Source organism: Sulfurivermis sp., assembly GCF_059410345.1.
The window spans coordinates 1-21,871 of sequence record NZ_JBLJDO010000024.1 but is presented as its reverse complement, the minus strand read 5'-3'; the positions used below and the strand labels follow the sequence as shown (position 1 = coordinate 21,871).

Below are 21,871 nucleotides of genomic sequence, written 5' to 3'. Positions count from 1 at the left end.
AGCCGATATATCTAATCGGGATTCCCTGACGGTCATCTTTCATGTTCGATTCCCTACGCGAGGATATCCGCTGCATCTTCGAGCGCGACCCGGCGGCGCGCAGCACCCTCGAAATCCTCACCGCCTATCCCGGTCTGCATGCGGTGCTGGTACACCGCCTGAGCCACCGCCTGTGGCACTGGGGCTGGCGCTGGCTGGCGCGCGTGCTGTCCCACTTCGCCCGTTGGCTCACCGGCATCGAGATCCATCCCGGCGCCACCCTGGGCCGCCGTTTCTTCATTGACCATGGCATGGGCGTGGTGATCGGCGAGACGGCGGTGATTGGCGACGACTGCACCCTGTATCACGGCGTCACCCTGGGCGGCACCAGCTGGGACAAGGGCAAGCGTCATCCCACCCTGGAGGACAACGTGGTGGTGGGTGCCGGCGCCAAGGTGCTCGGCCCCATTACCATCGGCAAGGGGGCGCGCATCGGCTCCAACGCGGTGGTGGTGAAGGACGTGCCGGCAGGGGCTACCGTAGTGGGCATTCCGGGCCGGGTAGTCAGCCGCAAGAGCGATGAGCACAGCGAGCGGCGCCGCGCCATCGCCGCGAAGATCGGCTTCGATGCCTACGGCACCACCCAGGACATGCCGGACCCGGTGGCCAACGCCATCAATTGCATGCTCGACCACATCCACGCCATGGACAGCAAGATGGAGGAGATGTGCAAGGGCTTGAAAGCGCTGGGGGCGGAGCTGGGCGACGTCCCGGTGCCGCCGCTGGGATCGTGCGAAATCCGCAGCAGTTCTGAGCCGGCGGCCGGTTGCAAGAGCAGCGAGGAGTGCAGCGGATGCCCTGCGGAAAGAATGGAAAAAAAAGTTGACTGATTTGGTTGGTATTGCTAATTTACGCGCTACCGACATCCACAACTTTACTGGGTCAATAGGGACAAGGCAATGAGGCTGACTACGAAAGGCCGCTACGCGGTCACTGCAATGCTCGACCTGGCTCTCCATTATAAGGATGGCCCCATCACGCTGGCGGACATTTCCCAGCGTCAGGGTATCTCCCTTTCCTATCTGGAGCAGCTGTTTTCCAAACTGCGCAAGAACGGGCTGGTGGACTCCGCCCGCGGCCCCGGTGGCGGTTACCGCCTGAGCCGGGATGCCGGCGAGATCTGTGTCGCCGACGTCATTACCGCGGTGGACGAGAAGGTCGATGCCATGCGCTGCAACGGGCTGGGCAACTGCCATGAAGAGGGCGAGTGCCTGACCCACGAACTGTGGTGCGATCTCAGCAACCAGATCTATGCCTTCCTGCAGGGCATCAGTCTGGCCAAGCTGGTGGCGCAGCACCACGTGCGCGAGGCCAGCGGCCACAAGCATGAGCACAAGGCCGTTCCGCTGGCGGCAAGCCGGAAGGCCGTCGTCAGTTAAGCCTGTTTGTTGCAGTAGACCGTGATCTATCTGGATCACAATGCCACCACCCCGCTCGATGAGCGGGTGCTGGAGGCGATGCTCCCCTGGTTTGCGGGAGCTTACGGCAACCCCTCCAGTGTCCATGCCCTGGGTCGCGCGGCACGCGCGGCATTGGAGCAGGCGCGGGAGCAGGTGGCGGCCCTGGCCGGCGCCCATCCCTCGCAGGTGGTATTCACCAGCGGGGGCACCGAGGCCAACAATGCCGCCCTCAAGGGCGTGGCCGCGCGCATGCCGGCCTCATGCCTTGCCGTCAGCGCCGTGGAACATGCCTCGGTGCAGCAACCGGCCGCGGCCTTGGCCCGCGCCGGCTGGACGACGGCAACCATTCCGGTGACGGACCAGGGAGAGGTGACGGCGCAGGCGGTCAGCGCGGCGCTGCGGGACGGTGCGCGCCTGGTTTCGGTGATGTGGGCCAATAACGAAACCGGCGTGGTGAATGATATGGCCGCCATCGCGGCGGCGGTGCGGGCGGCGGGTGCCGTGCTGCACACCGATGCGGTGCAAGTGCTGGGCAAGTTGCCGGTTGATTTTACCGCCAGCGGCGCCCACCTGATGAGTATGTCGGCGCACAAGCTGAACGGCCCCAAGGGTGTCGGCGCACTGCTGCTGGACAAGGCGGTGGACATGGAGCCGCTGTTGCACGGCGGCGGGCAGGAAAAGGGCCGCCGTGGCGGTACCGAGAATCTGGCCGGTATCGTCGGCTTTGGCCGCGCCGCCGAGCTGGCCCAGGCCGAACTGGCGGCACGCAGTTCACGCATGAGCGCGTTGCGGCAGCGGCTGGAGCTGGGGCTGGCGACGCAGGTGCCGCAGGCGCTGGTGTTTGCCGCACAGGCGCCGCGGCTGCCGAACACAGTGTTTCTGGCCCTGCCCGGTATGGAGGGGGAGACGCTGCTGCTGGAGCTGGATCGCCTGGGCTTGGCGCTGTCGAGCGGCGCCGCCTGCGGCAGCGGCTATAGCGAGCCGAGCCATGTGTTGCGCGCCATGGGCGTGAGCGCGGAGATCGCGCGCTGCGCGGTACGCGTCAGTCTCGGCGCCGGCAATACGGAACACGATGTGGATACCTTGATCGCCGCGCTGCGCACGCAGGCGGCGCGGTTGCAGACCCTGGCCGCCACGGCCTGGTGACGCTGCCAACAGGAATGGAGCAAGTGATGAGCAAACCGATCTATCTGGATTACGCCGCCACCACCCCTGTCGACCCGCGGGTGGCAGAGAAGATGTGCAGCTTCCTGACCCTGGACAGCGGCCATTTCGGCAACCCGGCTTCCCGTTCCCATGTCTTCGGCTGGGAGGCGGAGCAGGCAGTGGAAGAGGCGCGCAAGCAGGTGGCCGCCCTGGTCAACTGTGACCCCAAGGAGATCGTGTGGACCTCCGGTGCCACCGAATCGGACAACCTGGCCATCAAGGGCGTGGCCGAGTTCTACGCCAAGAAGGGCAAGCACATCATCACCAGCAAGACCGAACACAAGGCCGTGCTGGATACCTGCCGCCACCTGGAACGCTTCGGTTACGAAATCACCTACCTGCAACCCGAACTCAACGGCATGATCGACCTGGCCAAGCTGGAGGCGGCCATGCGTCCCGACACCATCCTGGTGTCCATCATGCACGTGAACAACGAAATCGGCGTGATTCAGGACATCGCCGCCATCGGCGAGATGACCCGCGCCCGCGGCATCCTGTTCCACGTCGACGCGGCGCAGAGCGCCGGCAAGGTGCCCATCGACCTGGACAAGCTCAAGGTCGATCTGATGTCTTTCTCCGCCCACAAGTGCTATGGCCCCAAGGGCATCGGTGCGCTGTACGTGCGCCGCAAGCCGCGCGTGCGCCTGGAGGCGCAGATGCACGGCGGCGGCCACGAGCGCGGCATGCGCTCCGGCACCCTACCCACTCACCAGATCGTCGGCATGGGCGAGGCCTTCCGTATTGCCCGCGAGGAGATGGCGCAGGAAAACGAGCGCATCCGCATGCTGCGCGACCGCCTGCTCAAGGGCGTGCAGGACATCGAAGAGGTCTACGTCAACGGCGACATGGAGCGCCGCGTGCCGCATAACCTCAACATCAGCTTCAACTATGTGGAGGGCGAGTCGCTGATGATGGCGCTGCGCGATCTGGCGGTGTCCTCCGGCTCGGCCTGTACCTCGGCCAGCCTGGAACCGTCCTACGTGCTGCGTGCCATCGGCCGCCCGGACGAGCTGGCGCACAGCTCGCTGCGCTTCTCCATCGGTCGCTACACCACCGAGCAGGACATCGACCGCGCGGTGGAGCTGATTCACCAGAAGATTTCCAAGCTGCGCGAGTTGTCCCCCCTGTGGGACATGTACAAGGAGGGCATCGACCTCTCCACCGTGCAGTGGTCGGCGCATTGATTTATCATCGCGAGTCCCGGCCTGTGGGCCGGGTCGGTTAGCAGGCGAGGTTCAGCGAAATGGCATATAGCGACAAGGTCATCGACCACTACGAAAATCCGCGCAACGTCGGCGCCCTGGACAAGGACGCGGCTGATGTCGGCACCGGCATGGTTGGCGCGCCGGCCTGCGGCGACGTGATGCGTTTGCAGATCAAGGTCAGCCCGAACGGTGTCATCGAGGATGCCAAGTTCAAGACCTACGGTTGCGGCTCCGCTATCGCCTCCAGTTCGCTGGTGACCGAGTGGATGAAGGGCAAGACCCTGGACCAGGCACTGGAGATCAAGAACAGCCAGATCGCCGAGGAACTGGCGCTGCCGCCGGTGAAGATTCACTGCTCGGTACTGGCCGAGGATGCCATCAAGGCCGCCATCGAAGACTACAAGGCCAAGCAGGCGAAATAAGCAGCGAGGTTACTCCCATGGCCGTCACCATCACCGAAGCGGCTGCCCGCCACGTGCAGAAGTTCCTGACCAATCGCGGCAAGGGTGTGGGCATCCGTCTGGGCGTGAAGCCCTCCGGTTGCTCCGGCATGTCCTACGTGCTGGAGTTCGTCGACGAATTACAGCCCGAGGATCAGGTGTTCGAGGGCCACGGCGTCAAGGTCATCATCGACCCCAAGAGCCTGTTGTATCTGGACGGCACCGAACTGGACTTCACCCGCGAGGGCCTCAACGAAGGTTTCCGCTTCAACAATCCCAACGTCAAGGACGCCTGCGGCTGCGGCGAAAGCTTCAACGTCTGAGGCCTCGTACGGCACGGCCGGCAAACCACGGAGAGCGCGAAGTACACGGGGCAGGATGCAATGATGGAACTCCGTGTTCTCCGTGGTTGATTATTTTCAAGGGCGGCGATGAGCGAAAACTACTTCCAGTTGTTCGGACTGCCGGTGGGCTTCGAAGTGGATGCCGAGGCCCTGGCCCTGCGCTACCGCGACCTGCAACGCGCCGCCCATCCCGATCGCTATGCCGGCGCCTCCGAACGTGAGCGCCTGTTGTCGGTGCAGCAGGCCTCGCTGATCAATGAGGGCTATCGCACCCTGAAGGACCCGCTGGCCCGCGCCCGCTATCTGCTGGAGCTGAACGGCATCACCCTGTCCGACACCGACACCCGCATGGACCCCATGTTCCTGATGGAACAGATGGAGTTGCGCGAGGCCCTGGATGCGGCACCGCAGGCGGCCGATCCCTTTGCCGCGCTGGAGCAGGTGCGCGGCAGCGCCGAGGCCACCGAACGGCGCCTGGTAGAGGAACTGGCCGCACTGTTCCAACGCGGTGAAGCGGATGCGCTGCAACAGGCGCCGGAGCGGTTGCGCAAGCTGCAATTCATGCGCAAGCTGCTGGATGAAGTTGATGAGCGCGAGGACGACCTGGCGCATAACAACTAAGGAAGGTCTGAATAAGTCCATCCTGGACTTCTCAGCCCACGCGACTCGAAAAATGTGATTTTCGATTCGCTTCATGTTCCAACGGCTTATCGTCGTTGGAACATGGCGGCACATCCCTGTGCCGCGGAAGCTCTGAACTTATTCAGAGCTTCCCTAAGAAATGGTCCGCGAATATACGCAAATGGGCGCGAATGTGGTGAAGCGATAATTTGCGTGCATTTGCGGACTGAGGTTTTTTGCGCCGGTAAGGCGAAACGGAACAAGTCATGGCACTGCTGCAAATCGCCGAACCCGGCCAATCCACTATACCGCACCAGCACCGGCTGGCAGCGGGCATTGATCTGGGTACGACCAACTCCCTGGTGGCCAGTGTGCGCAGTGGTTTGGCCGAGACCCTGCCCGATGAGCAGGGCCGTCACCTGCTGCCCTCGGTGGTGCGCTACGTGGCAGGTGCCGTGCCGCAGGTGGGGTTCGAGGCCAAGGCCATGGCAGCGGCCGACCCGCTCAACACCATCGCCTCGGTGAAGCGCCTGATGGGGCGCGGGGTGAAGGATGTGAAGGCGCTGGGCGAGCGCCTGCCCTATGAGTTTGTCAGTGCCGAGGCGGCCGTGCCGCGCCTGCATACCGCCGGTGGCGATGTCAGCGCGGTGGAGGTGTCGGCCGAGATCCTCAAGGCGCTCAAGCTGCGCGCCGAGACCGCCCTGGGCGGCGACCTCACCGGCGTGGTGATCACCGTGCCGGCCTATTTCGATGATGCCCAGCGTCAGGCCACCAAGGACGCCGCCCGGCTTGCCGGCCTCAATGTGCTGCGCCTGCTCAACGAACCCACTGCCGCGGCCGTGGCCTATGGCCTGGACCGCGGTGAGGAGGGGGTCATCGCCATCTATGATCTGGGCGGCGGTACCTTCGACATCTCCATCCTGCGCCTGTCCCGGGGCGTGTTCGAGGTAATGTCCACCGGCGGCGACTCGGCCCTGGGCGGCGATGACTTCGATCATGCCATCGCCGAATGGATCATGGCCCAGGCCGGTATCGGCGACGATGCCGACCACCGCCAGATGCGCCGCCTGCTGCGTGATGCCTGCGCGGCGAAGGAGGCGCTCACCAACGCCACCGTGACGCCGCTCAAGGTGGAGCTGGCCGATGGTACCCATTGGCAGGGGGAACTGTCGCGCGAGCAGTTCCACGCCCTGGTCGACCCGCTGATCCGCAAGACCCTGGCCGCCTGCCGCCGTGCCCTCAAGGACGCCGGCATCGACACGGCGGAGGTGAGAGAGGTGGTGATGGTAGGCGGCTCCACCCGCGTGCCGCGGGTGCGCGAACTGGTGGGCGAGTTCTTCGGCCGCACTCCGCTCACCGACATCGATCCGGACAAGGTGGTGGCCGTGGGCGCCGCCATGCAGGCCGACGTGCTGGTGGGCAACAAGCCGGACAGCGAGATGTTGCTGCTGGACGTCATCCCGCTGTCGCTGGGCCTGGAGACCATGGGCGGCCTGGTGGAGAAGGTGATCCCGCGCAATACCACCATCCCGGTGGCGCGCGCCCAGGAGTTCACCACCTTCAAGGATGGCCAGACCGCCATGGCGGTGCATGTGGTACAGGGCGAGCGCGACCTGGTGAGCGACTGCCGCTCCCTGGCCCGCTTCGAACTGCATGGCATCCCACCTATGGCCGCCGGCGCCGCCCGCATCCGCGTCACCTTCCAGGTGGATGCCGATGGCTTGCTCAGTGTGTCCGCCCGCGAGATGACCTCCGGGGTGGAGAGCAGCATCCAGGTGAAGCCGTCCTATGGCCTCACCGATGGCGAGATCGAGCAGATGTTGCGCGATTCCATGGCCCATGCCGAGGATGACGTGGCCGCCCGTAATCTGCGCGAGCAGCAGGTGGAGGCCGACCGCGTGTTGGAGGCGCTGACCGCCGCCCTCGCCGCCGACGGCGCCGATCTGTTGAATGGGCAGGAGCGCGCCGCCATAGATCAGGCCATGGCCGCCTTGCGCGTCGCCCGCGACGGCAACGATCACCGTGCCATCAAGCGCGCCATCGAGGCCATGGATCACGCCAGCGCAGAATTCGCTGCCCGGCGCATGGATGCCGGCATCAAAAAGGCCCTGGCCGGCCATCGCATAGACGAACTTTGAGTACAATCAGTCCGCGAATGAACGCAAATACACGCCAATGTCTTATCCGCAGTGCCATGGTGCCAACTCGCTCGATTGGCGCCCATTCGCGTTCATTTGCGGACTGAAAAGCCTTTTCTTGGCGGAGGAAACATCACCCATGCCTCAAATCATCATTTTGCCGCACGAGGAAATCTGCCCCGAGGGTGCGGTGATCCAGGCCGAGCCGGGCACCACCGTATGCGATGCCGCCCTGGCCCACGGCATCGAGATCGAGCACGCCTGCGAGAAGTCCTGTGCCTGCACCACCTGCCATGTCTACATCCGCGAAGGCGGCGCCTCCCTCAATCCTGCCGAGGAGCTGGAGGAAGACATGCTGGACAAAGCCTGGGGGCTGGAACCGGACTCGCGCCTGTCCTGCCAGGCCGTGGTGGGTGATACCGACCTGGTCGTGGAGATCCCCAAGTACACCATCAACATGGTGTCGGAGAGGCATTGACCCGCACAGAGAACCGACATGAATTGGACCGACACCCTAGACATCGCCATTGCCCTGGATGAGGCCCATCCGGATGTGGACCCGCAGTGGGTACGCTATACCGACCTGCATGCCTGGGTCTGCGCCTTGCCGGAGTTCGCCGACGATCCCGAAAGTTCCAACGAGAAAATCCTCGAGGCCATCCAGATGGCCTGGATCGACGAGCGGAGCTGATCTGCCGCCAGACGCGGGCCAGTCTCCGCTGGAATGCCCCCCCGAGCCCGCGTATAATCGCGGGTTCTACGTTTTTACCCCCTTAATCCATTGGTTTGTAACGGAGATTCACAGTAGATGGCCATCGAACGCACCATTTCCATCATCAAGCCCGACGCCGTGGCCAAGAACGTCATTGGCGAGATCTACGCCCGCTTCGAGAAGGCCGGCCTGAAGATCGTCGCCGCCAAGATGCTGCACCTGTCCAAGGCGCAGGCGGAAGGCTTCTATGCCGTGCACAAGGAGCGTCCCTTCTTCAAGGATCTGGTCGCCTTCATGACCTCCGGCCCGGTCATGGTACAGGTGCTGGAAGGGGAGAACGCCATTGCCAAGAATCGTGAGGTGATGGGCGCCACCAATCCGAAGGATGCGGCTCCCGGCACCATCCGCGCCGATTTCGCCGTGTCCATCGACGAGAATGCCGTGCACGGCTCCGACGGCCCGGACACCGCCAAGGCCGAGATCGCCTACTTCTTCAAGCCTGAGGAACTCTGCCCGCGCACCCGTTAAGGGACGCGGCGCGGCCTGAGAGGCGAAGCCTATGAAGACCAATCTGCTGGATCTGAACCGGCAGGACATGGAGGCCTTCTTCACCGCGTTGGGTGAGAAGGCCTTTCGTGCTTCTCAGGTGATGAAGTGGATCTACCATCATGGCGTCGACGACTTCGACGCCATGAGCAATCTGAGCAAGGCCCTGCGCGATCACTTGAAGGAACAGGCCGAGGTGCGCCTGCCCGACGTGGCCGTGGACATGCCTTCGCGCGACGGCACCCGCAAGTGGATGCTGCGTCTGGCCGACGGCAATTCCATCGAGATGGTGTACATCCCGGAGAAGGATCGCTCCACCCTGTGCGTGTCGTCCCAGGTGGGCTGCGCCCTCAATTGCTCCTTCTGTTCCACTGCCCAGCAGGGCTATAACCGCAACCTCACCACGGCCGAGATCATCGGCCAGGTGGTGCTTGCCACGCGCCTCATCGGCCTGCCGCAGAACAAGGGCGAGCGGGTGATCACCAACGTGGTGCTGATGGGCATGGGCGAGCCGCTGCTCAACTTCGACAACGTGGTGAAGGCGATGGAGCTGATGCAGGACGACTACGCCTTCGGTATCTCCAAGCGCCGCGTCACGGTGAGTACTGCCGGCGTGGTGCCGGCCATCGACCAGCTGCGCGAGGCCATCGACGTCAGTCTGGCGGTATCGCTGCATGCGCCCAATGATGAGTTGCGCAACGAGCTGGTGCCCATCAACCGCAAGTACCCCATCGCCGAACTGCTGGCCGCCTGCCGCCGTTATTGCGCCGATGTGCCGCACCGCCGCGTCACCTTCGAATACGCCATGCTGGAAGGGGTCAACGATACGCCGGAACACGCCCGCGCCCTGCTCAAGCTGCTGCGCGGCACGCCGGCCAAGGTCAACCTGATTCCGTTCAATCCCTTCCCCGGCACCAGTTACCGTCGTTCCAGTCAGGAAGCCATCGATCGCTTCCGCGACATCCTGATGGCGGGCAACCTGATCACCGTCACCCGCAAGACGCGCGGCGACGACATCGCCGCCGCCTGTGGCCAGCTGGTGGGTGAGGTGCAGGATCGGACCCGCCGCAGTCAGAAGATCGTCACCATGCAAAGGATCGCCTCATGATTAATCTGCGCAGCTTCGCCCTGTTGCTTGTGTTTGCCCTGCTGGGCGGTTGCGCCAGCAGCCCCGAGCGTGACACCACCGATCCGAAGAAGGCCGCCGAATTCAATTCGGAGCTTGGTCTACGCTACATGGTGCAGGGCAATAATGAACTGGCCATGGAAAAGCTGCTCAAGGCGGTGGAATACGATTCGCGCTCGGTCAATGCCCATCACTACCTAGCCGAGCTGTACCGCCGCCTCGAACGCAACGACAAGGCCGGCGAGCATTTCCGCCGCGCTGCCTCGCTGGCACCGGACGACTCGTCCATTCAGAACAACTATGGCGTGTTCCTGTGCAGCGAGGGGCGGTATGACGAAGGTGAAAGGCGTTTCCTGCAGGCCCTGCAGAACCCGGTGTGGCCGGGGCGCGAACAGGCCTATGAGAACCTCGGCCAGTGCATGCAGGAAAAGGGCGACTTGGTGAAGGCCGAGCAGTATTACCGCGAAGCGCTGAAGATCAACGCCCGTTTGCCCAAGTCGCTGCTGGCGATGGCAAGTATCACCCTGCAACAGGGCAACCATATTTCCGCGCGCGCTTTCCTGCAGCGCTATGCGGCAATCGCCCCGCATACGCCGCAGAGCCTGTGGCTGGGGATCCAGATCGAACGGGTGCTGGGTGACCGCAATGCCCTGTCCAGTTACAGCCTGTCACTGCGCAATAATTTCCCCACTGCGGAAGAAACCCAGCTCTACCTGAAATCCCGATGACCGTGAACGACGAATCCAATACCGAAGCGATGGCGCAGGACGCGGCAGTGGCCTGCGGCCCCGGCCAACGTCTGCGTCTGGCGCGTGAAGCAGCAGGTCTGAGCCGGGAGGAAGTGTCCACACGTCTGCGTCTGCGGTTGGAACTGATCCGTGCGCTGGAGGAGGACGACACCGCCCACCTGCCGCCGGTGGCTTTCGTCAGCGGTTATCTGCGCAGCTATGCGCGTCTGTTGGATTTGCCGGCCGAGGAGCTGGTCGCCATGCTGGAGCGGCGCGACGAGTCGCCGGTACTGGTGTCGCCGGTGATGGCGCCGCATCAGCGGCGCAGCAGCGATTGGCCGGTAAGAGTGGTGACCTGGCTGCTCATCCTGCTGCTCATCGGTCTGCTGGTGGCCTGGTGGCTGGCCCGCCAGCCGCAGGAAACCGAGGCCGTGCTGGAGCAGGTTCCGACGCTGCGCTCCGGTGGCACGGTGGAATTGTCACTGCCGCCGGCGGGCGAGACGGCACCGCCCGAGGAACCTGTGGCGCAGGAGCCGCCCCCGGCGGCCGAGCCGCCGGCACCGGTGGCGGCACCGCTGGCCCTGGCCGAAATCCAGCTGGAGGCGACCCATGGCGATTGCTGGCTGGAGATCAAGGACGCCGCGGGTACGCAGGTGGCCTATGAGTTGTTGAAGGAGGGAACCACCCGCACCGTGCGTGGCAAGGCGCCGTTCGAGGTGTTCCTCGGCTATGCGCCGGCGGTGACGCTGTACTACCAGGGGCAGGTGTACGATCACCGTCCCTTCCATCGCCGCGACGTGGCCAAGTTCCGCCTCGGCAAGGCCGCCGACAACAAGCCCCTCGCCGAGTAGAACATGCACCAGCCTTCCCCCATCAAGCGGCGCAAGTCGCGCCAGATCATGGTCGGCAATGTGCCGGTAGGCGGTGATGCGCCCATCTCGGTGCAGAGCATGACCAATACCGACACCTGCGATGTGGCGGCGACGGTGCGGCAGATCCGCGCCCTGGAAGCGGTGGGTGCCGATATCGTGCGTGTCTCGGTGCCGGACATGGCGGCCGCCGAGGCCTTCGGCGAAATCAAGAAGCAGGTGCAGGTGCCGCTGGTTACCGACATCCACTTCGACTACAAGATCGCGCTGCGCGTGGCCGAGCTGGGTGCTGACTGTCTGCGCATCAATCCCGGCAACATCGGGCGCGAGGATCGCGTGCGCACCGTGGTGAGCGCGGCGCGCGAGCGCAACATCCCGATCCGCATCGGCGTGAATGCCGGTTCTCTGGAAAAGGACCTGCAGAAGAAATACGGCGAGCCCACCGCCGATGCGCTGGTCGAGTCGGCACTGCGCCACATCGAGATCCTCGACAAGCTCGATTTTCAGGACTTCAAGATCAGCCTCAAGGCGTCCGAGGTGTTTCTCACCGTGGAAGCCTACCGCAAGCTGGCGGCACAGATCGAACAGCCCTTGCACCTGGGCATCACCGAGGCGGGCGGCTTTCGCGCCGGCGCGGTGAAGTCGGCCATCGGCCTCGGCCTGCTGCTGGTGGACGGTATCGGTGACACCATCCGGGTGTCGCTGGCGGCGGACCCGGTGGAGGAGATCCGCGTCGGTTTCGACATCCTCAAGAGCCTGCACCTGCGCAGCAAGGGCATCAATCTCATTGCCTGCCCGTCCTGCTCGCGGCAGAACTTCGACGTCATCGCCACGGTGAATGCGCTGGAGCAGCGCCTGGAAGATGTCTTGGAGCCGCTGGATGTGGCGGTGATCGGCTGCGTGGTCAATGGCCCGGGCGAGGCGCGCGAGGCCGACATCGGCCTGGCCGGCGGCCAGCCCAACCTGCTTTACGTCGGCGGCAAGCCGGACCACAAGGTAGACAACGCACACCTGGTGGATGAACTGGAAAAACAGATCCGCGCCGAACTGGCGCGGCGCAAGGACAACGCCTGAACGTTAGGGCATGAAAACAAATCTGTCGCAGAGACGCCGAAGCGCAGAGATATTCATCCAATTGATTTTCTCTGCGCCTCTGCGTCTCTGCGCCGGGGTATGAAGTTGGTTTTTGTGTATTAGTGGAGAAACACATTGAGCGGTAATATTCAGGCCGTGCGCGGGATGAACGACATCCTGCCGGAGCAGACGCCGACCTGGCAGTTCGTGGAGCAGACCCTGCGCGCTTTGCTGGCCTCCTATGGCTACAGCGAGGTGCGCATGCCGATTGTCGAGAAGACCGAGCTGTTCAAACGCTCCATCGGCGAGGTGACCGATATCGTCGAGAAGGAGATGTATACCTTCGAGGACCGCAACGGCGATTCGCTCACCTTGCGCCCGGAAGGGACGGCCGGCTGCGTGCGCGCCGCCATCGAGAACGGTCTGCTCTACAACCAGACGCAGAAGCTGTGGTACCTCGGGCCGATGTTCCGTCACGAGCGGCCGCAGAAGGGACGCTACCGCCAGTTCCATCAGATCGGCGTCGAGGTATTCGGCCTAGAAGGCCCGGATGTGGATGCCGAGTTGATCCTGATGAGCGCGCGCCTGTGGCGCCTGCTCGGTCTGGAGGACTCCGTTACCCTGCAACTCAACTCGCTGGGTTCGTCCTATGCGCGCGCCATTTACCGCGAGAAGCTGGTGCTGTACTTCGAGCAACACATGGAACAGCTCGACGAGGATAGCCGCCGTCGTCTGCTGAGCAATCCGCTGCGCATCCTCGACAGCAAGAATCCGGACATGGCGCAGCTCATCGCGGCGGCGCCCAAGCTGACCGAACATCTGGATGCAGAGTCAAAAACGCATTTCGATGGATTGTGCGTGCAGCTGGAGGCCGCCGGCGTGCGCTACCAGGTCAATCCCTGTCTGGTACGCGGCCTCGATTACTATGGCCGCACTGTGTTCGAGTGGGTCACCGACAAGCTGGGCGCGCAGGGCACGGTGTGCGCCGGCGGCCGCTTCGACGGTCTGGTGGAACAACTGGGCGGCAAGGCGACGCCGGCCATCGGCTTTGCCATCGGCCTGGAACGTCTTACGGCATTGCTGGACGAGGGCGTGGTGCCGCTGGAGCAGTTCCGGCCCCACGTCTATCTGGTGCGCGTGGGGGATATGGCGCAGCAACACGCCATGCTGCTGGCCGAGCGGCTGCGCGACGAGGTGCCGGGCTTGCGCGTCCAGCTCAATCACGGCGGCGGCAATTTCAAGAGCCAGTTGAAGCGGGCGGACAAGAGCGGCGCTGCGCTCGCCCTGGTGATGGGCGAGGAAGAGGTCGTCAACGGTAGCGTCGGCATCAAGTCCCTGCGCGAACAGGCGGAACAGCAGACATTGGCCCTGGACAGCATTGTTCCGTTTCTGCGGGACTATGTGGCCGGACGCAAATAATCAAAGGAGACAACACGGTGGAAGTCTATCGTACCGAAGAAGAACAGGTTGAAGCGCTCAAGGATTGGTGGAAGGAAAACGGGCGCAGCGTGATCATCGGCGCCGTGCTGGCACTGGCGGCCGTGTTTGGCTGGCGCTATTGGCAGGAGAGCACCCGCGCCCAGGCGGAGGATGCCTCCACCCAGTACCAGATGTTATTGCAGCGTATGGATGAGGGCGAGGGCCGCGAGGTGGTGGAGATTGCGCGCCGCATCATTGCCGAACACGCCAACACGCCCTATGCCGCGCTGGCCTCGCTGAGTCTGGCGCAGCAGGCCGTCGATCAGAATGATCTCGATGGTGCCGGCGCCCATCTGCGCTGGGTGATGCAAAACGCCAAGCTGGACGAGGTGCGCAAGCTGGCACAGGTGCGCCTGGCGCGGGTGCTGGTGGCGCAGGGTCAAACCGACGCGGCCTTGCAGCAGGTGAGCGGCCTCGGTAGCGGCAGCTTCACTGCCCTGGCCGAAGAGGTGAAGGGGGATGCCTATCTGGCGCAAGGGCGTCGCGCCGATGCGCTGCGTGCCTATCAGTCGGCCCTGGCTGCATCGGCTGATGTGCCTGCCAAGCAGCAGGTGCTGCGCATGAAGGTGGACGATCTTGCCGATGCCGGAGTTGCCGCCCAGTGATGCGCCTTTTCCTACTTGCTGTCGCTGCTCCGCTGCTCGCTGCCTGCAGCAGCGGCCCGAGCCGTCTGGCCCTGGACCCGCCGGCTGAGCTGACCGCCTTCAAGCCGGCGCTCGCGGTGGAGGCGCGGTGGGCGCGCCAGCTCGGCAAGGGGGTGGACAAACATTTCATCGCCCTGACGCCGCTGGTGGAACGGGATCGCATCTACGCGGCCGACCGCAAGGGGCGGGTGGAGGCGTTTGAACTGGAGTCGGCCGCGCGCGTGTGGCGTGCCGATCTCGATACCGCGATCAACGGCGGGCCAGGCGACGGCGGCGATCTGCTGCTGCTGGGCGGCGATGCGGAAGTGATCGCCCTGGACAAGCGCGACGGTCAGGTGCGCTGGCGTGCGCCGGTGAGCAGCGAGGTGCTGGCGGCGCCGCGGCGCAGCGGCAATGTGGTGGTGGCGCGCAGCGTGGATGGTGCACTGTTCGGACTCGACGCCAGTGACGGTCGCCGCCTGTGGCGCTACAGCCAGCCGGTGCCGCTATTGTCGCTGCGCGGCGTGGGTGAGCCGCAGATTGAGGGCAGCATCGTGGTGGCCGGTTTCGACAGCGGTCGCCTCGCCGCCGTGTCCCTGCAGGACGGCCGGCCGCTGTGGGAGACGGCGCTGGCGATCCCGCGCGGCCGCACCGAGCTGGAACGTATGGTCGATGTCGATGCGCGCCTGGTCGTGCGTGACGGCGTAGTGTATGCCGCCGGTTATCAGGGCCGCATCGCGGCGCTGACCCTGGACAGCGGCCGTCTGCTGTGGACGCGCGATTTCTCCACCTGGTCGGGGTTGGCCGTCGCCGGTCGTGATCTGTATGTCACCGATGCCGAGGGTAATCTGTGGGCGCTGGCGCGCAGCAATGGCGGCACGTTGTGGCGGCAGAACGCGCTGCGCGGCCGTTCCCTGTCTGCGCCGGCGGTGCAGGGCGGCGCTGTCGTCGTGGCCGATTTCGAGGGTTATGTACACTGGCTGTCGCGCGAGGAAGGTTCCTTGCTGGCACGGGTGCGGGTGGAGGACTGGGAAGCGCTGTATCCGGTACCGTCCTACTATCCTGGTAATGGTTATCAAGAGGATCGCGCCGTCCTCGCCGCGCCCCAGGTGCTGGACGATCACGTCTACGCCATGGACAAACGCGGTACTCTCAATGCCCTGCGCGTGTTGCCGGATTAATTAGGATTCAACCACTGTCATGAAACCGGTCATCGCCCTGGTGGGGCGGCCCAACGTCGGCAAATCCACCCTGTTCAATTACCTCACCCGTTCCCGTGACGCCCTGGTGGCGGACATGCCCGGCCTGACGCGCGATCGCCAGTATGGTGTCGGCAAGGTGGGTGAGCGTCCCTACATCGTGGTCGATACCGGTGGCCTGTCTGGCAACGAACAGGGCCTCGAAGGCCTGATGGTGCGGCAGGTGCAGCAGGCGGTGGACGAGGCCCATGTGGTGCTGTTCATGGTCGATGGCCGTGACGGTCTCAATGCCTCTGATGAAGCGATCGCCCGTTGGCTGCGCCAGCGCGGCAAGGATGTGATGCTGGTGGTCAACAAGACCGATACCGGTGACCCGGCACAGCTGGCGGCGGAGTTCCACGGCCTTGGTCTGGGCGAGCCGGTGCCCATCGCCGCCGTGCACGGCCGCGGCGTACCGCGCCTGATGGAGCAGGTGCTGGCGGCGCTGCCGGAGGAGGAAGAGGAGGAGGCCGAAGGGGACGACTATGATCGCATCAAGGTCGCCATCGTCGGCCGCCCCAATGTCGGCAAATCCACCCTGGTCAATCGCATCCTCGGCGAGGAGCGTGTGGTGGTGTTCGACATGCCGGGCACCACCCGCGACAGCATCTTCATCCCCTTCGAGCGCGATGGCCAGGACTACACCCTGATCGACACCGCCGGCGTGCGGCGCCGCGCGCGCATCGACGAGGCCATCGAGAAGTTCAGCGTCATCAAGACGCTGCAGGCCATCGAAGAGGCCAACGTGGTGGTGATGGTGCTGGATGCGCGCGAGGGCATCAGCGAGCAGGACGCCACCCTGCTGGGTTTCGTGCTCGATGCCGGCCGCGCCCTGGTGCTGGCGGTGAACAAGTGGGACGGCCTTAGCCAGGACCAACGCGACAATGTGCGGCGCGAACTGGATCTGAAACTGCCGTTCCTCGACTTCGCCAAGCTGCACTACATCTCCGCGCTGCACGGCACCGGTGTCGGCGATCTGTTCGGTTCGGTGAAGCGCGCCTACGCCTCGGCACTGCGCAAATTCTCCACCCCCGAACTGACCCGTCTGCTGGAATCCGCGCTGGTGGCGCACCAGCCGCCGTTGGTCGGTGGCCGCCGCATCAAGTTGCGCTACGCCCACCAGGGCGGCAAGAATCCGCCGCTGATCATCATCCATGGCAACCAGACTGAGCAGGTACCCAACAGCTATCAACGCTATCTGTCCAATTTCTTCCGTGAACATCTCCGGCTGGAAGGTACGCCAGTACGCATCGAGTTCAAGTCCGGCGACAATCCCTACGCCGGCAAGAAGAACACGCTCACCCCGCGTCAGGCGCAAAAGCGCAAGCGCATGGTGGCGCACATCAAGAAGGCCGAGAAAAAACGCGCCCGCAAAAAGAAAATGTAATGTAGGAGCCGAGTCCTCGCGGCGCACATGGCCCGCGACACGGTCGTCGCCCACGGGGTGTGCTCCTACGATGACAACTGGAGGAGACCATGGACCGCAAGCAGCATTGGGAGCAGGTTTACGCGCAAAAGCAGCCCACCGAGGTGAGCTGGTTTCAGCCGCGGCCGGAATATTCATTGCGCCTGATTGCTGCCGCAGGTATCGACAAGTCTTTGCCGGTGATCGATATGGGCGGCGGCGCCTCGCGCCTGGTCGACAACCTGCTCGATGCCGGTTACAGCGACGTCAGCGTACTGGACATCTCCGCCGCCGCCCTGCAACACACCCGTGAGCGTCTGGGCGAACGCGCCGCCCGCGTCGACTGGATCGTGGCCGACGCCACCGCCTTCGAGCCGGCCAAAAACTATGCGCTGTGGCACGACCGTGCCGTGTTCCACTTTCTCACCGAACCTGCCGACCGCCTGGCCTATCGCCAGCGTCTCGACCGCGGCCTGCGCAGCGGCGGCCATCTGATCATCGCCACTTTTGCCCTCGATGGTCCGGAAAAATGCAGCAATCTGCCGGTGCAGCGTTATAGCCCCGCTACCCTCAGTGCCGAGCTGGGTGCCGGTTATACGCTGGTGGAAACCCTGAGCGAGGGACACATCACTCCGGCACAGAAGGAACAGCGTTTCGTCTATTGCCGCTTTGTGAAGCAGTGACGCCAATCCTGGCCGGTCGCACACAACCGCTCTGGCGTTGGCTATGCTTGCTGCCATGAGCCGCGACCTCTTCAGCACCGAGATTTCCCGCCACGTCTGGGACAGCAAATACCGCTACCGGGACGGCGAGCAGATCCACGACCAAACGGTGGCCGATACCTGGCGCCGTGTCGCGCTAGCGCTGGCACGGCAGGAACGCGGTGAGGTGCATGCCTGGGAGACCCGCTTCTACGCCATCCTCGACAACTTCCGTTTCCTGCCCGGCGGCCGCATCCTCGCGGGCAGCGGCACGGCGCGCAACGTCACCCTGTTCAATTGTTTTGTCATGGGCACCATCGACGATTCCCTCGACGGCATCTTCGACGCGCTCAAGGAAGGCGCCCTGACCATGCAGCAGGGCGGCGGCGTCGGTTACGACTTCTCCACCCTGCGCCCGGCCGGTACCCTGACCCACCGCGCCGGCACCATCGCCTCCGGCCCGGTGTCGTTCATGCGCATCTGGGACAGCATGTGCGCCACCCTGCTGTCCACCGGCGCGCGCCGCGGCGCCATGATGGCAACACTGCGCTGCGACCACCCGGATATCGAACAATTCATCGCCGCCAAGCACGACCCGCGCGAGCTGCGTCACTTCAATCTGTCGGTGCAGGTGAGCGATGCGTTCATGCAGGCGGTGGAGGAGGGCGGCGACTGGCCGCTGCTATTCCCTGCGGCGGCGCTGGATGGCGCTGCAGGTGAAATCGTCCTGCGCGAGTGGCCGGGGCATCACGGCTCGGTTCCCTGCCGTGTCATCAAGCGCGTCCCGGCACGCCAGCTCTGGCAACGGATCATGCGCGCCACCTACGACTACGCCGAACCGGGCGTGCTGTTCGTCGATCGCATCAACCGGGAAAACAATCTCTGTTACCGCGAACAGATCAGCGCCACGAATCCCTGCGGCGAGGTGCCGCTGCCGCCCTATGGCGCCTGTAATCTGGGCTCGGTGAACCTCCCCCGCTTCATCCACGCGCCGTTCAGTGACGGCGCCCGCATCGACAGCGATGCCCTGCGTGAGACGGTGCAGGTGGCGGTGCGGCTGATGGACAACGTCATCGACGCCTCGCGCTTTCCCCTGCCGCAACAGGCCGAGCAGGCGCATGGCACGCGCCGCCTCGGCCTCGGGCTCACCGGCCTGGCCGATGCGCTGCTCATGCTGGGTTTGCGTTACGACAGTGAGGCGGGCCGGCACCTGGCGCAGCAGGTGATGCAGGCACTGCGCGACTGTGCCTACCGCGCCTCGGTGGAACTGGCGCGGGAAAAGGGGCCGTTTCCCTACTTCGAGCGCGACGCCTATCTGGCCTCGCCGTTTGTGCAGCGCCTGCCCGCCGACATCCGCGACGGTATCGCGACGCATGGCATACGCAACAGTCACCTCACCGCCATTGCCCCCACCGGCACCATCAGTCTGCTGGCCGATAATGTCTCCAGCGGACTGGAGCCCGTATTCGACTGGTCGTTCAGCCGCCGCCTGCTGGAGCGTGATGGCAGCTACCATCCGTATGAAGTGAGCGACTATGCCTGGCGGCTGTGGCATGAACTGCATGGTGATGCGCCGCTGCCACCGTACTTCGTGACCGCCACTCAACTGAGTCCGCAGGCACACCTCGCCATGCAGGCCGCACTACAGCCTTATGTAGACAGTGCCATCTCCAAGACCATCAACATTCCAGCCGACTATCCCTTTGAACAGTTTCAGTCCATCTACCGCGAGGCGCACCGCCTCGGCCTCAAGGGCTGTACCACCTTTCGTCCCAATCCGGTCACCGGGGCAGTGTTGCAGGCGGCGGAGCCGTCCGCCTCCCACTGCTGTTCCATCGAGCGCGAGGCGGACTGAACTGCTTCCTGCCCAACCAGCTCCGTTTTTGGAATAGGCCCCTTTGTCCACAGGGTATTCCTACACGAAGTTTTGTGATGTCGGCCACATCCCGCCGCGACGCGGCGGCCATGATGGAATAGAGGGGGCGCCGACTGCATCTCCTCCATCAGCAGCACATAAAAGGGGGCAACATGAGACATACCCATAACAAGGCCGCGCAACGGTTCTGCGCCTTTATCCTCTCGCTATGTCTGTTGCTGCTCGCCCAGGGCGTCATGGCCGAAGAGGATAAGATCTGGGAAGGCCTGTTCAACTACCAGCAGAAGATGGCCACTATCGGCAACGCCGAGGCGCAGTTCAAGCTGGCCGAGATGTATGCCCAGGGTCAGGGCGTTAAGGCCGATCCCGCCCAGGCGCGACACTGGTACGAAACCTCCGCCGCCCAGGGGTATACCCCAGCCCAGCGCAAGCTGGCCGCGCTGGATGCGGGCGAGCCCATGGTGAAGGCATCGGCGCCGGCCGCCATGCCGAGCTTGCCGCCCGCCGCACCCGCATCGGTTCGCCCGGCCCCGGTTCAACCGCCCGCGCCGCCCGCACAGGATGTTGTGTCCAGGCAGGAGCTGGAGCGCATGGAACGTGAGCGCAAACAGCTGGAACAGGAACTGGCCCGCAGCCGCGAAGAGATGCGCCGCCTGCAGGAAGACCAGGCCCGCCGTGATGCCGAGCTGAAAAAGGCCGAGGCAGAAAAGGAAGAGGCGCGCCGCCGCCTGGCCGCCAAGGCGCTGCTGGAGGCGGAGATGAAGAAACTGAAGGAGACGCCGTCGGCGTTCGATCAGTAGAACCCATCACAAAAATTCGTCCTGTCTCCTCCCCCGCGAGCGGGGGAGGCCGGGAGGGGTAAATTCTGGCAACGTAGCAGCGTCCTCTCCCCTTCTGTCTCTATAGCGTTTTTCGGCAATAGCCTGTCGCCATGACAGGCATGCTTGCAGTCGCCTCTCCCGCCGTCCATCCGCTGCATTTTCTCCCCCGTTTGCGCACAACGTATTTCATACCACTGCCATGGGTTGACGCTGTTTGGCTCACGCCGCTAGGATGCGTGCATCTGTGAACTTTCACCTGTTTTTTATTGATCCAGATTAACTATCGGTTAGCTCATGCAAGCTCATGGATCGGTATTGTCAGTACACGGAACGTATTCTCCCCTTCTTTCCGCAGCCAGCAATGTTGTTGCAGCGTGCCTTGCGTACGTGCGGTACGTATGCGCGTGAGTTCCAGCCACACCATATGCATATGGAGAAGCCATACGTGAGTGTAAAGCGCAGTTTCTACCCCTTACTGATGGCTGTGATCGGCCTGGTGTCTTATGCCGTGCAGGCGCAGGAAGCTCCGCGTTGTGATGCGCAATGGAGTGCAGTGGCAATGGCGCCACGGTATCCAAGTGACGCTGATGCCGCCTTGCTGGCACTGGCGCGGCAGCGAGGAACGGTCAAGATCATCGTTCAGCTGAAAGCATCCGATGGCAGCGACCTCAGCCGTGCGGCAACCAGCGCAGCGACGGAGTCCGCACGGCTTCATGCTATCGCCTGCCTGCAACAGGACGTATTGCGCGGTCTCGGTATGACGGCCAGTTTCAACGCGGAGCAGCGGTTGCAACACCCTTCCGCCCTGCCTGAGGGCATCCATTCGTTGCGCATATACCGCACGGTTCCGATGTTGGCCCTGACGCTTGATGCCGATAGTCTCGCGCTGCTGCTGCAGCATCCTGCCGTTGCCGGTGTTCAGCACGATATGCCCCAACCACCAATTCCGCCGGTCGAGGATGCGGACAAGGTCCGTGTGCCCGTCCAGCCCGAAACGACGGTGGAGTCTCCGTCTGCTGCCGCGGTATCGTCGGGCGGAACCGGGGCTGGCGGGTTGGATCTGCTACTTGTGGGTCTTGCGCTGTACTGGCGAGGCCGAAAATCCGGGTAATGGGTTTGTCGAAGTTGTCTGATGATGAGTAAACAAAAAAACATGGGTCATCACTCATTCGAGTGGGTTGAATCACCGCTTTCCCACCTGAGCGGGGTATAGGTCAAGGCCGCCGAGATGGAAATAAATCGCATTGCGGAAGCGCTCCCGATTGCGGAAACCTCTTGCC

23 protein-coding genes are annotated in these 21,871 nt (G+C 64.0%); all 23 read left to right on the top strand.

What is annotated here, in order from left to right; genetic code table 11:
* Window positions 1-41 precede the first annotated feature (41 nt).
* The 23 genes from cysE (at window position 42) to ACMV8A_RS13910 (ending at window position 21,702) form a co-directional block, all read left to right on the top strand.
* Window positions 42-869 carry a serine O-acetyltransferase gene (cysE, locus tag ACMV8A_RS14020; RefSeq protein WP_495326499.1) on the top strand — a complete coding sequence of 276 codons (828 nt, stop codon included), beginning with the start codon at window positions 42-44 and terminating at the stop codon, window positions 867-869.
* Between the two features lie 69 nt (window positions 870-938).
* On the top strand, window positions 939-1,418 hold the full coding sequence (gene iscR / locus ACMV8A_RS14015) for a Fe-S cluster assembly transcriptional regulator IscR (RefSeq protein WP_495326498.1): 480 nt from the start codon (window positions 939-941) through the stop codon (window positions 1,416-1,418).
* A 21-nt stretch (window positions 1,419-1,439) separates the two neighbouring features.
* On the top strand, window positions 1,440-2,585 hold the full coding sequence (locus ACMV8A_RS14010; protein WP_495326497.1) for a cysteine desulfurase family protein: 1,146 nt from the start codon (window positions 1,440-1,442) through the stop codon (window positions 2,583-2,585).
* 26 nt (window positions 2,586-2,611) lie between these two features.
* Window positions 2,612-3,829, top strand: a complete 1,218-nt coding sequence (locus ACMV8A_RS14005) for an IscS subfamily cysteine desulfurase (protein ID WP_495326496.1) — start codon at window positions 2,612-2,614, stop codon at window positions 3,827-3,829.
* Between the two features lie 59 nt (window positions 3,830-3,888).
* A complete protein-coding gene (gene iscU / locus ACMV8A_RS14000; RefSeq protein WP_495326495.1) occupies window positions 3,889-4,272 on the top strand; it encodes a Fe-S cluster assembly scaffold IscU in 384 nt (127 codons plus the stop codon).
* A 17-nt stretch (window positions 4,273-4,289) separates the two neighbouring features.
* Window positions 4,290-4,613: an iron-sulfur cluster assembly protein IscA gene (iscA, locus tag ACMV8A_RS13995; RefSeq protein WP_495326494.1), complete on the top strand. Its 324-nt coding sequence runs from the start codon at window positions 4,290-4,292 to the stop codon at window positions 4,611-4,613.
* Window positions 4,614-4,721: 108 nt separating this feature from the next.
* Window positions 4,722-5,255, top strand: coding sequence for a Fe-S protein assembly co-chaperone HscB (gene hscB, locus ACMV8A_RS13990; RefSeq protein ID WP_495326493.1), 534 nt, complete (start codon window positions 4,722-4,724; stop codon window positions 5,253-5,255).
* 266 nt (window positions 5,256-5,521) lie between these two features.
* A complete protein-coding gene (hscA, locus tag ACMV8A_RS13985; protein ID WP_495326492.1) occupies window positions 5,522-7,393 on the top strand; it encodes a Fe-S protein assembly chaperone HscA in 1,872 nt (623 codons plus the stop codon).
* Window positions 7,394-7,532: 139 nt separating this feature from the next.
* Window positions 7,533-7,871, top strand: coding sequence for an ISC system 2Fe-2S type ferredoxin (fdx, locus tag ACMV8A_RS13980; RefSeq protein ID WP_495326491.1), 339 nt, complete (start codon window positions 7,533-7,535; stop codon window positions 7,869-7,871).
* Between the two features lie 18 nt (window positions 7,872-7,889).
* Complete coding sequence (iscX, locus tag ACMV8A_RS13975; protein ID WP_495326490.1) at window positions 7,890-8,084, top strand: Fe-S cluster assembly protein IscX; 195 nt, start codon at window positions 7,890-7,892, stop codon at window positions 8,082-8,084.
* A 117-nt stretch (window positions 8,085-8,201) separates the two neighbouring features.
* Window positions 8,202-8,633 (top strand): nucleoside-diphosphate kinase, encoded by a 432-nt coding sequence (ndk, locus tag ACMV8A_RS13970; protein WP_495326489.1) that lies wholly within the window; start codon window positions 8,202-8,204, stop codon window positions 8,631-8,633.
* Between the two features lie 31 nt (window positions 8,634-8,664).
* Window positions 8,665-9,759: a dual-specificity RNA methyltransferase RlmN gene (gene rlmN, locus ACMV8A_RS13965; RefSeq protein ID WP_495326488.1), complete on the top strand. Its 1,095-nt coding sequence runs from the start codon at window positions 8,665-8,667 to the stop codon at window positions 9,757-9,759.
* A complete protein-coding gene (pilW, locus tag ACMV8A_RS13960; protein ID WP_495326487.1) occupies window positions 9,756-10,505 on the top strand; it encodes a type IV pilus biogenesis/stability protein PilW in 750 nt (249 codons plus the stop codon). The genes rlmN and pilW overlap by 4 nt, the downstream gene beginning before the upstream one ends.
* Window positions 10,502-11,356 carry a RodZ domain-containing protein gene (locus ACMV8A_RS13955; RefSeq protein ID WP_495326486.1) on the top strand — a complete coding sequence of 285 codons (855 nt, stop codon included), beginning with the start codon at window positions 10,502-10,504 and terminating at the stop codon, window positions 11,354-11,356. Before pilW ends, ACMV8A_RS13955 begins: the two co-directional genes overlap by 4 nt.
* 3 nt (window positions 11,357-11,359) lie before the next feature.
* A complete protein-coding gene (gene ispG / locus ACMV8A_RS13950; protein WP_495326485.1) occupies window positions 11,360-12,448 on the top strand; it encodes a flavodoxin-dependent (E)-4-hydroxy-3-methylbut-2-enyl-diphosphate synthase in 1,089 nt (362 codons plus the stop codon).
* 135 nt (window positions 12,449-12,583) lie between these two features.
* The gene (hisS, locus tag ACMV8A_RS13945; protein WP_495326484.1) at window positions 12,584-13,867 is read left to right on the top strand and encodes a histidine--tRNA ligase; all 1,284 of its coding nucleotides are present in this window, start codon (window positions 12,584-12,586) and stop codon (window positions 13,865-13,867) included.
* 17 nt (window positions 13,868-13,884) lie between these two features.
* On the top strand, window positions 13,885-14,532 hold the full coding sequence (locus ACMV8A_RS13940; protein WP_495326483.1) for a YfgM family protein: 648 nt from the start codon (window positions 13,885-13,887) through the stop codon (window positions 14,530-14,532).
* Window positions 14,532-15,731 carry an outer membrane protein assembly factor BamB gene (gene bamB / locus ACMV8A_RS13935; protein WP_495326511.1) on the top strand — a complete coding sequence of 400 codons (1,200 nt, stop codon included), beginning with the start codon at window positions 14,532-14,534 and terminating at the stop codon, window positions 15,729-15,731. The genes ACMV8A_RS13940 and bamB overlap by 1 nt, the downstream gene beginning before the upstream one ends.
* A 19-nt stretch (window positions 15,732-15,750) precedes the next feature.
* A complete protein-coding gene (gene der, locus ACMV8A_RS13930) occupies window positions 15,751-17,175 on the top strand; it encodes a ribosome biogenesis GTPase Der (RefSeq protein WP_495326482.1) in 1,425 nt (474 codons plus the stop codon).
* Window positions 17,176-17,264: 89 nt separating this feature from the next.
* Window positions 17,265-17,876, top strand: a complete 612-nt coding sequence (locus tag ACMV8A_RS13925) for a class I SAM-dependent methyltransferase (RefSeq protein ID WP_495326481.1) — start codon at window positions 17,265-17,267, stop codon at window positions 17,874-17,876.
* Window positions 17,877-17,931: 55 nt separating this feature from the next.
* Window positions 17,932-19,749, top strand: coding sequence for an adenosylcobalamin-dependent ribonucleoside-diphosphate reductase (locus ACMV8A_RS13920; RefSeq protein ID WP_495326480.1), 1,818 nt, complete (start codon window positions 17,932-17,934; stop codon window positions 19,747-19,749).
* A 173-nt stretch (window positions 19,750-19,922) separates the two neighbouring features.
* Window positions 19,923-20,570 (top strand): tetratricopeptide repeat protein, encoded by a 648-nt coding sequence (locus ACMV8A_RS13915; protein ID WP_495326479.1) that lies wholly within the window; start codon window positions 19,923-19,925, stop codon window positions 20,568-20,570.
* 466 nt (window positions 20,571-21,036) lie between these two features.
* Window positions 21,037-21,702, top strand: a complete 666-nt coding sequence (locus tag ACMV8A_RS13910; RefSeq protein WP_495326478.1) for a hypothetical protein — start codon at window positions 21,037-21,039, stop codon at window positions 21,700-21,702.
* Window positions 21,703-21,871 lie beyond the last annotated feature (169 nt).

Excerpts from the sequence above, each read along its gene's own strand:
- cysE (WP_495326499.1), top strand. The coding sequence starts at position 42 with ATGTTCGATTCCCTACGCGAGGATATCCGCTGCATCTTCGAGCGCGAC.
- iscR (WP_495326498.1), top strand. The coding sequence starts at position 939 with ATGAGGCTGACTACGAAAGGCCGCTACGCGGTCACTGCAATGCTCGAC.
- ACMV8A_RS14005 (WP_495326496.1), top strand. The coding sequence starts at position 2,612 with ATGAGCAAACCGATCTATCTGGATTACGCCGCCACCACCCCTGTCGAC.
- iscU (WP_495326495.1), top strand. The coding sequence starts at position 3,889 with ATGGCATATAGCGACAAGGTCATCGACCACTACGAAAATCCGCGCAAC.
- iscA (WP_495326494.1), top strand. The coding sequence starts at position 4,290 with ATGGCCGTCACCATCACCGAAGCGGCTGCCCGCCACGTGCAGAAGTTC.
- hscB (WP_495326493.1), top strand. The coding sequence starts at position 4,722 with ATGAGCGAAAACTACTTCCAGTTGTTCGGACTGCCGGTGGGCTTCGAA.
- hscA (WP_495326492.1), top strand. The coding sequence starts at position 5,522 with ATGGCACTGCTGCAAATCGCCGAACCCGGCCAATCCACTATACCGCAC.
- fdx (WP_495326491.1), top strand. The coding sequence starts at position 7,533 with ATGCCTCAAATCATCATTTTGCCGCACGAGGAAATCTGCCCCGAGGGT.
- iscX (WP_495326490.1), top strand. The coding sequence starts at position 7,890 with ATGAATTGGACCGACACCCTAGACATCGCCATTGCCCTGGATGAGGCC.
- ndk (WP_495326489.1), top strand. The coding sequence starts at position 8,202 with ATGGCCATCGAACGCACCATTTCCATCATCAAGCCCGACGCCGTGGCC.
- rlmN (WP_495326488.1), top strand. The coding sequence starts at position 8,665 with ATGAAGACCAATCTGCTGGATCTGAACCGGCAGGACATGGAGGCCTTC.
- pilW (WP_495326487.1), top strand. The coding sequence starts at position 9,756 with ATGATTAATCTGCGCAGCTTCGCCCTGTTGCTTGTGTTTGCCCTGCTG.
- ACMV8A_RS13955 (WP_495326486.1), top strand. The coding sequence starts at position 10,502 with ATGACCGTGAACGACGAATCCAATACCGAAGCGATGGCGCAGGACGCG.
- ispG (WP_495326485.1), top strand. The coding sequence starts at position 11,360 with ATGCACCAGCCTTCCCCCATCAAGCGGCGCAAGTCGCGCCAGATCATG.
- bamB (WP_495326511.1), top strand. The coding sequence starts at position 14,532 with ATGCGCCTTTTCCTACTTGCTGTCGCTGCTCCGCTGCTCGCTGCCTGC.
- der (WP_495326482.1), top strand. The coding sequence starts at position 15,751 with ATGAAACCGGTCATCGCCCTGGTGGGGCGGCCCAACGTCGGCAAATCC.
- ACMV8A_RS13925 (WP_495326481.1), top strand. The coding sequence starts at position 17,265 with ATGGACCGCAAGCAGCATTGGGAGCAGGTTTACGCGCAAAAGCAGCCC.
- ACMV8A_RS13920 (WP_495326480.1), top strand. The coding sequence starts at position 17,932 with ATGAGCCGCGACCTCTTCAGCACCGAGATTTCCCGCCACGTCTGGGAC.
- ACMV8A_RS13915 (WP_495326479.1), top strand. The coding sequence starts at position 19,923 with ATGAGACATACCCATAACAAGGCCGCGCAACGGTTCTGCGCCTTTATC.